Origin of the sequence: Aliihoeflea sp. 2WW (genome assembly GCF_000497755.1) — a bacterium.
GTDB lineage: Bacteria > Pseudomonadota > Alphaproteobacteria > Rhizobiales > Rhizobiaceae > Aliihoeflea.
On the sequence record NZ_AYOD01000026.1, the window covers coordinates 38,374 to 51,033 of the forward strand.

Here is a 12,660-nt window from a genome sequence, read left to right on the forward strand (position 1 = left end):
CCGGATGTCGACCAGCGCCGAATCCACCCAGAACGTGAACGACATGACGGCGCTGTTCGTGCGCCGCGCCGTGCTCGCCTTCGTCGTCAACGTCCTGATCGCGGTGGCCGGCCTTGCCGCCTTCTTCGGCGTCGAGGTGCGCGAACTGCCCGATGTCGACCGCCCCGTCATCACCATCCGCACCGAATATATCGGCGCGGCGGCGGAAACCATCGACCGCGAACTGACGTCGATCCTCGAAGGCGCCGTCTCGCGCGTTCCCGGCGTCAACTCGATCTCATCCTCGTCCTCCTTCGGCCAGTCGCGCGTCACGGTCGAGTTCAACGACGACGTCAATCTCGACACCGCCGCCTCCGACATGCGCGATGCCGTGAGCCGCGTGCAGAACAACCTGCCGGACAATGCCGAGGCGCCGCTGATCGTCAAGGCGGACGACAATGCGCAGGCGATCATGCGGCTCTCGGTGACGTCGGGCTCGATGAACATCGAGGACATGACGCTGTTCGTCGAAGACCAGCTCGTCGACCAGTTCGCCTCGGTCCCGGGCGTCGCCGACGTTCAGGTCTATGGTGGCCGCGAAAAGATCTTCCGCGTCGACATCGATCAGGACCGGCTGGCGAGCCTCGGCCTGACTGTGGCCGACATCCAGTCCGCCATGGCCACCATTGCCTTCGATTCGCCCGCCGGCAGCCTGTCGTCGAACACGCAGGATTTGGTGGTGCGGGCAACGGCGGCCGTGACCACGCCCGAAGCCTTCGAGAACCTCGTGATCGGCCAAGGCGCGCGCCTGCGCGACGTCGCCAACGTCACGCTCGGACCCGACATCGGCAATTCCATCCTGCGCTCCGACGGCATTCCCGGCATCGGCCTCGGCATCATCCGGCAGGCGCAATCGAACACGCTCGACATTTCCGAAGGCGTGCGCGCTGCGGTGGCGAACGTCGCGGGCACCCTGCCCGACGACATGGTCGTTTCGGTGCGCAGCGACGACGCGACCTTCATCGACGGCGCCATCCACGAGGTGGAGCTGGCGCTCGGCATTTCGGTCACCGCCGTCCTCTTCATCATATTCGCGTTCCTGCGCGACTGGCGCGCAACGATCATTCCCGCGCTGGCCATGCCGATCTCGCTGATCGGCACGGTCGCCGCGATCTACCTGCTCGGCTTTTCGCTCAACATCCTGACGCTTCTGGCGCTGGTGCTGGCGACGGGCCTCGTCGTCGACGACGCGATCGTCGTGCTCGAAAACATCGTGCGGCGGCGCAACCAGGGTATGGGCCCGCGCGCGGCGGCCGTCCTCGGCACGCGCGAAGTGTTCTTCGCCATTCTGGCGACGACCGCGACGCTCGTCGCCGTCTTCGTGCCGCTCTCCTTCCTGCCCGGACAGGCCGGCGGACTGTTCCGCGAATTCGGCTTCGTCATGGCGATTTCCGTGTTCCTGTCGTCGATCGTCTCGCTGTCGCTGTGCCCGATGGTCGCCTCGCGGCTGCTGAAGGAAGCGCATGGGCACGACGATCCGGACCGCCGCAAGACAATGATGGATCATGTCGGCGGGTTTCTGGCCGAGGCCTACCGGCGCACGCTCGCCGCCTGCCTCAACGCGCCGGTCGTCGTGGTGATGGTGTCGCTGATCTTCGCGGGCGGTGCGGCGGCGATCTTCGGCGCGCTCGAATCCGAACTGACGCCGCCCGAGGATCGCTCGTCGGCCTTCATGCGCATTTCCGCGCCGCAGGGCGTGTCGATCGAGTATCTCGCGCAACAGATGGCGCAGGTCGAGAACCTGCTTCTGCCCTTGCGCGAATCCGGCGAGATCGAGAGCACCTTCTCGCTCGCCGGCCAGGGCGGATCGACCAATTCGGGCTTCATCGCGCTGACGCTTGCGCCCTGGAGCGAGCGTGAGCGCTCGCAGCAGGAAATTCTGGACGAGGTCAACAGGCTGGTCGAGGACGTACCCGGCATCCGCGCCTTCGCCTCGCAGCCCAACAGCCTCGGCATTCGCGGCGCGGGCTCGGGCCTCCAGTTCGCGATCCTCGGCAACAACTATGCCGACCTGCAGGCGTCCGCGCAGGCGATCGTCACCGAAATGCAGGACGACCCTCGCTTCCAGCAGGCGCGCCTGTCGACGGAATCGACGCAGCCGCAGCTTGCGATCTCGATCGACCGCGAGCGCGCATCCGACCTCGGCATCGAGATTGCTGGCCTCGCCCAGGCGCTGCAATCGCTGCTGGACGGGCGCGAGATCGGCGAGGTCTTCATCGAGGATCGCGCCTTCATGGTGAAGCTCGTCTCGACGACCAACCCGATCAACGACCCGACCGATCTGGAAAACATCTACCTGCGCGCCGGCGACGGCCGCTTCGTGCCCGTCGCGACCATCGCCACGATCGCGGAAATCGCCGTGCCGCCGGAATTGCGCCGCGAGGACCAGCTGCGCTCCGTCGCGATCACATCGGCGCTGAGCGACGGCTTCCCGCTCGGCCAGGCACTGACGGTGGCAAGCGAGATCGCGCAACGCCATATGCCCGACGGCGCGCGCGTGCTGCCGCTCGCCGAAGCCGCGACGCTGGGCGAGACCTCGAGCGCCATGTTCACGATCATGGGCTTCGCGCTCGTCATCGTGCTTCTGGTGCTGGCCGCGCAGTTCGAGAGCTTCACCAGCGCGGTCATCATCATGGCCACGGTTCCGCTGGGGCTCGCCTGCGCGATCTTCGCGATGCTGATGACCGGCACGACGCTCAACGTCTATTCGCAGATCGGCCTCGTGCTGCTCGTCGGCATCATGGCCAAGAACGGCATCCTGATCGTCGAATTCGCCAACCAGCTCCGCGACCGCGGCCGCAATGTGCGCGACGCGATCGAGGAGGCGTCGAACGTGCGCCTGCGGCCGGTGATGATGACCATGCTGTGCACCATCGTCGGCGGCCTGCCGTTGATCCTGGCGTCGGGCGCAGGTGCGGAGGCGCGCATCGCGCTCGGCTGGGTGATCGTCGGCGGGCTCGGTCTGTCCACGCTCTTCACGCTCTATCTGACGCCCGTCGCCTATCTGCTTCTCGGCCGCTGGGTGACGCCCAAGGTCGAGGAGGAGGCGCGGCTCGAACGAGAACTCGCGCAGGCGACTGCTGCCGAAGCGCGGCTCGCGCCGGCCGAATAAAGCCGCATCACGATCAAGAAAAACGCCGCCCGGATGACCGGGCGGCGTTTTTCGTTTGGCAATCGCAGTCGAGCTTAGTCGGCGGCGTCGGTCTCTTCCTCGGCCGCGGCCGGGGCTGCATCGGTTGCGGCCGGTGCGGCGTCCATCGCGGCTTCCTCGGTCGGGTCGATGCGGCCGACCTCGATCCACTTGCCGCCCTCGATCTTCGAGATCACGATCGTCGCGCCGCCCTGGTGGTCTTCGGGCGTGTACTTGACCGGAATGTCGCCGGAGATGACGTCGGTGTATTCGAGGCTTTCCATCGCGTCCTTGAAGCTTTCGGCCGTAAGGTCGGGACCTGCAGCCTCGAGCGCCTTGACCAGCGTGGTTGCGGCGCCGTGGCCGAGGATCGCGGCGGTGCCGGCCGGCTCGCCGTTCTTCTCGGCATAGCCGTCGGCCCAGGCCTTCACTTCCGGATTGTCCATCCGGTCCTCATGGTCGGCCCAGCCGGCGGCGGCGTAGTAGCCTTCCGTCACGCCGCCTTCGACCTTGGCGATGGCGGTGTTGAAGCCGGCCGACGAGCCGATGAACTTGACGTCGTTCCAGCCGAGGCGCTTGGCGGTGCCGAGCGCGATGATCGTCTGGCGCACGCCGACGCCGGTCGCGATGATGTCGCAGTTGAGTTCGCGAAGGCGCGTGACGGCGCCGACGAAATCCTGCTCGTCGGGACGGTGGGTCGTCTCGCCGGCGAAGGTCAGGCCGAGCGCCTCGGCCTCGTCGACGGCGGCTTCATGGACTTCGAGGCCGAAATCGGACGGCAGGTACATCGAGCAGATGTTCGCGACCTCGTCGCCGCCCTCTTCGGCCAGCATCTTGATGCCGGCGCGCAGGCCGTCATAGTACGCGGCAAAGCCCGAATACTTGTAGGTGATGTCGCCTTCGAGCATCTGACGCGCCGAGGTGAGCGGGCCGATATTGGCGACCTGCTTGGGCTCCATGATCTGGAAGCCGGCGATGTTGTGCGGGGTGCCGAGGTTCAGGATCATCGCGAAGACCTGGTCGGAATTGACCAGCTTGTTGAAGTTCTGGACCGCGCGCGGCACCTGGTAGCCGTGATCCTCGACGACGAAGCGGATCTGGCGTCCGTGGATGCCGCCTTCCGCGTTGATCTCGTCGAAGAGGTTCTGCGCGGCCTTGATGGCGCCGACATTGAAGGCGGCGAAGATGCCCGACAAATCGCCGTTCGAGCCGATCACGACTTCCGTGTCGGTGACGCCCTGCGTGGCGAAAGCCGCGGTGGACATGCCGGCGGCAAGCCCGAGCGCGAGAATGGATTTTCCGAACAACAGTCTCATTTTCAAACTCCTCCTGGGGTTGTTCCGCATTGTTGCTGCACGGTTCTCCTCAACCGTACATCTCGTCGATCAGAGGCTTGTGCTTCTGCTCGACGAAACTTCTCTTCAGCTTCATCGTCGCCGTGAGTTCCTCATCCTCGGCGGTGAGGAGAACGTCGATGAGCCTGAAATCCTTGATCTGCTCCACGCGGGCGAATTCGCGGTTGGTCTCGTCGACGACGGAGCCGATCAGGTCGCGCACCTCCTGTGCCGCGCATAGTGACTTGAAATTGTTGAACGGCACCTTGCGATCCTGCGCGAACTTTTCGACGTTTTCCTGGTCGATCATGATCAGGCAGGACAGGAACTTGCGCTTGTCGCCGATGACGACGGCATCCGAGATGTAGGGCGAGAACTTCAGCCGGTTCTCGATCTCGGCCGGCGTGATGTTCTTGCCGCCGGCGGTGATGATGATGTCCTTGACGCGGCCGGTGACGAAGAGGAAGCCTTGATTGTCGATGCGCCCGACATCGCCGGTCTTCAGCCAGCCATCCTCGCTGATCGTCTCGGCGGTCTTGTCGGGCTTGTTCCAATAGCCCTTGAAGACATTGGCGCCCTTGTACTGGATCTCGCCTTCCGGGGAGATCCGCACCTGCGACCCCGGCACGACCTTGCCGACGCTGCCATTCTTCGAATCCTCCAGAAGGTTGATCGAGATGACGCCCGAGCTTTCGGTCATGCCGTAGCCTTCGAGGACGGTGATGCCGACGGCCTTGTACCATTTCAAGAGATCCGGCGAGATCGGTGCCGCGCCCGTCGTGCCACGCCGCAGGCGGTCGAAGCCGAGCATCCGGCGCAGATTGCCGAGCACCATGAAGTCCCAGAACGCATAGGCGAGCTTGGTTCCGGCCGGAACCGGATCGCCCGCTTCCAGCGCGGCGGCGCGCTTCATGCCGGTCTTGACGGCCTGGCGATAGGCCCAGCGGCCGATCGGCGTGGAATCGTTCGCCATGATGGAGATGCGGCTGTAGATTTTTTCCCACACGCGCGGGACGCCGGTGAAGACGTGCGGCGAGACTTCGCGGACATTGTCGAAGACCGTTTCGGGGCTTTCGGCGAAATTGACCGTCGACTTCAGCCCGATCGGCGTGAAGACGGTTATCAGGCGCTCGAGGATGTGGCAGAGCGGCAGGAAGCAGACCTGGTCGTCGTCGGGCGTGACGGGCAGCGTCAGCGCCGAGCCGATGACCGATGCGATGATGTTGGAATGCGAGATCATCGCGCCCTTGGGCGGGCCGGTCGTGCCGGAAGTGTACACCAGGATCGCGGTGTCCTGCGGCTGCGACTTGGCGATCTCCTCGTCGAACCGGTTGGGGTTCTCCTTCAGGAATTCGCGGCCGATCCGGTAGAGGTCTTCGAGGAAGATGACCTGGTCGTCGGCGAATTCATGCAGCCCGTCGCGGTCGAAGACGACGACCTTCGACAGGCCCGGCATCTGGTCGCGCACGGACAGGAACTTGTCGAGCTGCTCGTCATTTTCGACGAACAGGAAGCGGCTGTCGGAATCGGTGACGAGATATTGAAGCTGCTTGGCCGAATCGGTCGTGTAGACGCCCGACGCGATGCCGCCGACGGACTGGATGCCGAGATCGGAGTAGATCCACTCCTTGTTGTCTTCCGACAGGATGGAAACGACCTCGCCGCGCTTCAGCCCGAGCGCGATCAGGCCGAGGCCGATCAGGCGGGCATGCTCGTAGAAATCGGTCCAGCTATAGGCGAGCCAGATGCCGAAATCCTTCTCGCGATGCGCGATCTTCGGACCAAGCTCCTGGCAGCGCTGGCGGAAGAGCTTCACCAGCGTGTCGCAGCCATCGAAATAGAAGGGCGCGCGCTGAAGGTCCTGATTGAAGGAATGGCCGCGCACTGTCTGCATGGGCGGCAGTTTTTCTGCGATGGTCATGTCAGTTTCCTCCCATTGGCTGGGTCACGGAATAGGTGCCGACGCGGAGAAGCAAGCGCGCTGCTTGCGCCCCCTCCACCACCTTCGGTGGTCCCCCTCCCCCGCTTCGCAGGGGAGTATCCGAGGGCGCGGACGGCCGCTGCGGTCGATCCTCCCCCGTTTACGGGGGAGGTGGCCCGAAGGGACGGAGGGGGCGCGGGGCGCTCGCGATGCAATATCCTTTGCCTCATCGCCACGTCTTCTTCTGCTTCCAGCGCTTCTGGCCGCGCTGGGTTTCTTCCACGACGCCGAGATAGAATTCCTGGATGTCCTTCGACGCCAACAGACGGTCGGCGGTGTCGGCCATGACGATACGGCCGAGTTCCATCACGTAGCCGTAGTCGGCGACTTCGAGCGCGACCTTGGCGTTCTGCTCGACGAGGACGATGGTGACGCCCTGCTCCTTGTTGAGCCGGCGCACGATCTGGAAGATTTCCTTGACCAGGAGCGGCGACAGGCCGAGCGAGGGTTCGTCGAGGAGCATGATCTTGGGCTTGGCCATCAGGCCGCGGCCGATCGCCAGCATCTGCTGCTGGCCGCCCGAAAGCGTGCCGGCGGCTTGACGTCGACGCTCGGCGAGGATCGGGAAATAGCCGTAGACCATCTCTTCATCGCGAGCGATGCCGTCCGTGTCCGAGCGCGTGAACGCGCCCATCCGCAGATTTTCCTCGACGGTGAGCAGAGGGAACACCTCGCGGCCTTCGGGCACGTGGACCATGCCAAGGCGCACCACCTTGTCCGGATTGGCACCGGCGATGTTCTGCCCGGCATAAAAGATCTGGCCCTTTTCGGGGTCCATCACGCCCGAAATGGTCTTCAGCAGCGTCGTCTTGCCGGCCCCGTTGGCGCCGAGGACGGTGACGATCTGGCCCTCGCGCACGTCGAGGCTGGCGCCGCGGATGGCCATGATCGGCCCGTAATAGCTTTCGAGGTTCTTGATCGACAGGATGGTCTTGGCCTCGACGGCCGGCGGGGGCGTCGGCTGCGCGGTCATGGTCATGCCAGCACCTTTTCGTGTTCGTCGGCGACGCCGATATAGGCCTCGACCACCCTGGGATGGTTCTGCACTTCGTGCGGCGTGCCCATGGCGAGCATCTTGCCGTCGGCAAGCGCCAGCACGCGGTCCGACACCGAGGCGACGAGGTGCATGTCGTGCTCGACCATCAGGACGGTGACGCCCATCTGCTTCTTGATGTCCTCGACCCAGAAGGCGACGTCCTGCGTCTCCTCGACCGAAAGGCCCGAGGCCGGCTCGTCGAGCAGGAGCAGGCGCGGCTCGATGGCGAGCGCGCGGCCCATTTCGACGACCTTGCGCACGCCATAGGGAAGGCCGGCGATGTATTTGTCGCGATAGGCCTGCAGGTCGAGGAAGTCGATCACCTTCTCGATCGCCTCGCGGTGGCGGCGCTCCTCGCGCCGCACGAACGGCGTGAAGAGAAGCTCGGACCACATGCGGCTGTGGCGATGGCGGTGGCGACCGACGAGCAGGTTCTGCATCACCGTCGCATGATCGAAGAGTTCGATGTTCTGGAAGGTGCGGGCGATGCCGAGCCGCGCGATCTCGTGCGGCTTGCGGTCGAGGATCGACTTGCCGTCGAAGCGGATGTCGCCTTCGGCCGGATCGTAGATGCGGCTGATCAGGTTGAAGATCGTCGACTTGCCGGCGCCGTTGGGGCCGACCAGCGCGAAGACCTCGCCCTCCTCCACCGAGAAGGAAACCTGGCTGACGGCGGTGAGGCCGCCGAAGCGCAGCGTGACGTTGTCGAGTTCGAGCAAGCTCATCGCATCCGCTCCGTCTTGAGATAGGCTTTCTGGCGGCGGAACATGTCCTTTCGGTAGAAGGGGAAGAGCTCGAAATAGGTTCGGATCTTCACCCACCGGCCGTAGATGCCCATCGGCTCGAACAGGATGAACAGGATCAGGATCAGGCCGAAGATCGCCGTTTCCATGCCGGGGATCGCGATCGAGCCGCCGCCGATCATGCGGGTCAGGAAATCGCGTGCGACCGCGATGGACTGCGGCAGCATCGCCACCACCGCCGCGCCGAAGAACGCGCCGTGGATCGAGCCCAACCCGCCGATGACGATGGCGAGAAGAAGCTGGATCGAGATGATGAGATTGAAGGTCTCGTTGTTGAAGATGCCCGCATAGTGGCCCATCAGAGCGCCGGCGAGACCGGTGATGCCGGTGGAGATGCCGAAGGCGACCGTCTTGGTGCGCGCCACGTTGACGCCCATCGCCTGCGCCGAAATCTCCGAATCGCGGATCGCTGCGAAGGAGCGGCCGAGCGGCGAGCGCAGGAGATTGCGGTAGAACAGGACGACCAGAAGCGTGATGGCGAGCGTCAGGTAATAGAGGAGGTTCGGCGTCGAATAGCGGTCTATGACGAGGCCGAAGATCTGGATTGGCGGCGCGATGAGGCCGATGACGCCATTGGTCAGCGGCGTCGCGATGACGATGAAATCCTCGACCAGGATGACGACCGCGATGGTGCCGATGGCGAGATAAATGCCGTGCAGCTTGGTCATCGGCATGGCGATCAGCGCGCCGGCGATGCCCGCGATCAGCCCCGCGAGCGGGAAGGTGATCAGGAAGGGCAGGCCGAGCCGCGTCTGCAGGAGGATGTTCGCATAACAGCCGATGGCGAGGAACGCGGCGTGGCCGAGGCTCGCCTGTCCCGACTGGCCGACGAGGATCATCAGCCCCATGCAGGCGATGGCCCAGATCAGCACGTTCGTCGCCTCGCCGAGCGCGAAGTTGGACAAGAGGAACGGCAGCGCGAGGGCAACCGCGAACAGCGCCAGATACCAGCCCATCTGCTGGGGGTGGCGGAAGAGGTTGATGTCGGCGTCGTAGGACGTCTTGAAAACAGTTCTCATGTCCTCACACCTTCTTCGCGTGGACCTGGGCAAGGATGCCGTGCGGTCGGAAAATCAGGATGAGGAAGAGCAGGAGATAGGGCATGATCTGCGAGTAGCCGGACGGCATGTAGCGACCCGAGAAGGGCTCGATCAGGCCGACGATGATACCGCCCAGAAGCGCGCCCGGCAGCGAGCCGAACCCGCCGATGACCGCCGCCGCGAACGCCTTGATGCCGAGGAGCCCGATCGACGGATCGATGGAGCCCTTGGAGGCGAATAGGATGCCCGCGACCGCCGCCGTCATGCCAGACAGCGCCCAGATCAGCGAGTGGATGCGCTTGACCGGGATGCCCATGTAGTAGGCGGCCAGCTGGTTCTGCGAGGACGCCTGCATGGCGACGCCGAGCTTGGTGCGGTTGAAGTAGAGGTAGAGGAGCAGCGTCAGGATGCCTGTCACCGCGATGACCATCACCTCGTCGAGCCCGAGCACCACGCCGCCGAAACGCACGTCGCGGCCGGCGATGGGCGAGGCGAGCGAGATCGGCTCATGCCCCCAGATGACGCCGGCGGCAAAGCGCAAGACGAAGCCGAGCGCGATGGTGAGGATGACGATGGCGATCTGCGACTGGCCGAACATGCGCCGCAGCACCACCAGATCGAGCGCATAGCCGAAGGCGCCCATGATCGCGATGGCGATCGGCACCGACACCCAGAAGGGCAGGCCCATGAATTGCGGATTGGTGAGGCCGAGACAGATGAAGGCGCCTAGCATCATGAAATCGCCCTGGGCGAAATTCACCGCTTCGGTCGCCTTGTAGATCAGCACGAACCCCATGGCGATGAGGCCGTACACGCAGCCATTCGCAAGGCCGCTGACGATGAGCTGCAACACGTCCAAGGACGTTCTCCTCCACTTTATGACACGCGATCTGACGCCGCGATGTCCTTCAACCTTAAGCTGCCAGAACGGGTGCGCAAGCTCCTCCCGCGCACCTTTTCGTCATGGCCTGATGAATAACTTTCCGTTCGGCCGGGCGAGTTCGCCCGCCACCCGCTCGACTGCATCTGCGAGCGGCACGATCGCGGTCACGTCCGTCTTCCAGCGTCCGTCGGCAAAGCGCTTCTGCGCCTCGATGACGGCCGCCATGCGCTTGTCGTTGCCGGCCGAGCGCATCCATTCGGTGAGCCAGAACCCCTCGATCTTCTTGTGCATGAAGATCATCTGGCCGGGCTCGATGATGGGCGTCGTCTCGGGGTCGAGACGGCCATAGACGATCCAGCGCGCGCGCTTGCCCATCGTGTGGAATATCTTGGCGGCAAGCGGCCCGGTGACGGCGTCGAGGAAGATGCGCGGCTTCTCCTGACCCAGCACCTCGGCAAGTTTCGCATCGAAATCGGCGCTCTCGGCATTGAGCACATGCGCCGCGCCGATCGCCTTCAAGGGCTCGATCTGGTCGTCCCGGCGCACGATGGCGATGGGGCGGTAGCCCTCGTCCTTGGCGACCGCGATCATCAGCTTGCAGAGCTGGCTCGCGCCGGCGGTGACGACGAACGCCTTCTCGCCCTCCTCCTTGACGATGCCGAACATGGCGAGCGCGGTGAGCGGGTTGACGATCATCGCCGCCGCATCCTCGTCGCGCACGCCGTCCATGATCGGGATCGCGGCACCGGTTTCGGCGACCGCGTACTCGGCCCAGCTTCCCCAGTTGGAGAGGCCGGTGGCGAAGGCGACGCGCTTGCCGATCAAGCCTTGCGCCTCGGCGCCAGCCGCGACGACCTCGCCCACACCCTCGAAGCCGGCAGGCCGGCCTTGCTTGCGCGGCTGGCCGTAGAGGCCCTTCAGGAACATGACGTCGGACGGGTTGATGGCGGCGAGCGCAACCTTGACGAGAACCTGGCTCGGACCGGGTTCGGGCACGTCGATCGTGCCGGCCTGGACATAGGGCTCCATCGCTTCGAGCGCGGTGCCGGAATGCTCGCGCGCATAGCCGTCATTCTTGAGGAGCAGCGCATTCATCGTCTTTGGGAGGGTCATCTCGTCTCCTTCACGGCTTCAGGACGATCTTGCCGGTCGCACCGCGACCGAGCACGCGCTTCAGGATGGCAGGCGCCTCCGAGAGCGGATAGATGCCTTCGATCACCGGCTTGATCTTGCTTTCGAGATACCAGCCGATCAGCTCCTTCATGTTGTCGGCATTTGCCTTCGGCTCCTTGGCGGTGAACGCGCCCCAGAAGACGCCGACGACGCTGTATCCCTTGACCAGCGTCAGATTGACGGGGAGCTTGGGGATCGTGCCCGAGGCGAAGCCGATGACGAGCAGGCGTCCGCCCCATCCCATCGAGCGCGACAGGACGTCGAAGCCCTCGCCGCCGACCGGGTCGAAGGCGACGTCGACGCCCTTGCCGCCGGTCGCCTGCTTGAGCGCATCCTTGAGATTGTCATAGCCGAGCACGACGTCGGCGCCGGCCTGTTTCGCGACGTTCTGTTTCTCCGGGGTCGAGGCGACGGCGATGACCTTGGCGCCCATCGCCTTGCCGATCTGGACCGCAGCGACACCGGTCGCGCCCGACGCGCCGAGGACGCAGAGCGTCTCGCCGGGCTGCAACTGTCCGCGTTGTTTCAAGGCGTGATGCGCGGTGCCGAAACCGCACATCAGCGCGCATGCGTCTTCGTCGGTGAGGCCGTGCGGCAAAGGCATGACGGCGCTCTCGTCGGCTGCCACCTTCTCGGCATAGGCGCCGAGCGCGGAAACCGAGCCGACCCGATCGCCGACCTTGAAGCGCGTCACGCCTTCGCCGATGGCCGAGACGCGGCCCGCCACCTCCATGCCTGGCACGAAGGGCGTCTCGGGTTTCATCTGGTAGAGGCCCTGGACGAGAAGGCCGTCGGGATAGTTGACGCCGATCATCGCGGCATCGATGACGACGGTCTTGGGGCCGATTTCGGGCTCCGGCCAGTCGGCATAGTCGAGCTGGTCGAGGGGCCCGTAATCACGGGCGACGATGGCTTTCATGACGGCACCTTTCGGGCGAAGTGAAGCGCATTCTTTTCAGAGCGTGTCGCGTCGGCGGGGGTGAGTTTCGTGACGGCACCGTTTGGGCGAAGGGGACCCCCACCCTTTATCCCTCCCCACAAGGGGGAGGGAGGGCATCGGCGTTGTGAAATTTCTGTCAGCGAAGCGCCGGGATTGACGGCAAGGGAGCGACGAGGGTGACTCCCTCCCCCTTGTGGGGAGGGTAAGGGTGGGGGTGTCATAGAGCGGATTGCATGGCGTGGTTCGCGGGCAATGTTGGACTTGAGGGGCGCGCGGCTTGGGCGAAGGGGACCCCCACCCT

The 12,660-nt window shown here is 64.8% G+C and carries 9 protein-coding genes; 1 reads left to right on the top strand and 8 read right to left on the bottom strand.

From position 1 onward, the window contains the following. The first annotated feature begins 4 nt into the window (after positions 1–4). Positions 5–3,151 carry an efflux RND transporter permease subunit gene (locus tag ALII_RS0113180; RefSeq protein WP_024587776.1) on the top strand — a complete coding sequence of 1,049 codons (3,147 nt, stop codon included), beginning with the start codon at positions 5–7 and terminating at the stop codon, positions 3,149–3,151. Between the two features lie 74 nt (positions 3,152–3,225). Here the strand turns inward: ALII_RS0113180 and ALII_RS0113185 are convergent, their stop codons facing one another. From ALII_RS0113185 to ALII_RS0113220, 8 genes are all read right to left on the bottom strand, one after another. Next, on the bottom strand, positions 3,226–4,485 hold the full coding sequence (locus tag ALII_RS0113185; RefSeq protein WP_024587777.1) for an ABC transporter substrate-binding protein: 1,260 nt from the start codon (positions 4,483–4,485) through the stop codon (positions 3,226–3,228). Between the two features lie 49 nt (positions 4,486–4,534). After that, positions 4,535–6,424, bottom strand: coding sequence for a long-chain fatty acid--CoA ligase (locus ALII_RS0113190; protein WP_051375883.1), 1,890 nt, complete (start codon positions 6,422–6,424; stop codon positions 4,535–4,537). Between the two features lie 226 nt (positions 6,425–6,650). Continuing rightward, a complete protein-coding gene (locus ALII_RS0113195) occupies positions 6,651–7,463 on the bottom strand; it encodes an ABC transporter ATP-binding protein (protein WP_024587779.1) in 813 nt (270 codons plus the stop codon). Then, the gene (locus ALII_RS0113200) at positions 7,460–8,245 is read right to left on the bottom strand and encodes an ABC transporter ATP-binding protein (RefSeq protein ID WP_024587780.1); all 786 of its coding nucleotides are present in this window, start codon (positions 8,243–8,245) and stop codon (positions 7,460–7,462) included. The genes ALII_RS0113195 and ALII_RS0113200 overlap by 4 nt, the downstream gene beginning before the upstream one ends. Beyond that, entirely contained in the window at positions 8,242–9,342 is a 1,101-nt protein-coding gene (locus ALII_RS0113205; protein ID WP_024587781.1) for a branched-chain amino acid ABC transporter permease, read from the bottom strand. Before ALII_RS0113205 ends, ALII_RS0113200 begins: the two co-directional genes overlap by 4 nt. A gap of 4 nt (positions 9,343–9,346) precedes the next feature. Further along, complete coding sequence (locus tag ALII_RS0113210; RefSeq protein WP_244437434.1) at positions 9,347–10,216, bottom strand: branched-chain amino acid ABC transporter permease; 870 nt, start codon at positions 10,214–10,216, stop codon at positions 9,347–9,349. Positions 10,217–10,324: 108 nt separating this feature from the next. Continuing rightward, positions 10,325–11,359: a zinc-binding dehydrogenase gene (locus ALII_RS0113215; RefSeq protein ID WP_024587783.1), complete on the bottom strand. Its 1,035-nt coding sequence runs from the start codon at positions 11,357–11,359 to the stop codon at positions 10,325–10,327. A gap of 10 nt (positions 11,360–11,369) precedes the next feature. Further along, positions 11,370–12,338, bottom strand: coding sequence for an NADPH:quinone oxidoreductase family protein (locus ALII_RS0113220; RefSeq protein WP_024587784.1), 969 nt, complete (start codon positions 12,336–12,338; stop codon positions 11,370–11,372). Between the last annotated feature and the right edge of the window lie 322 nt (positions 12,339–12,660).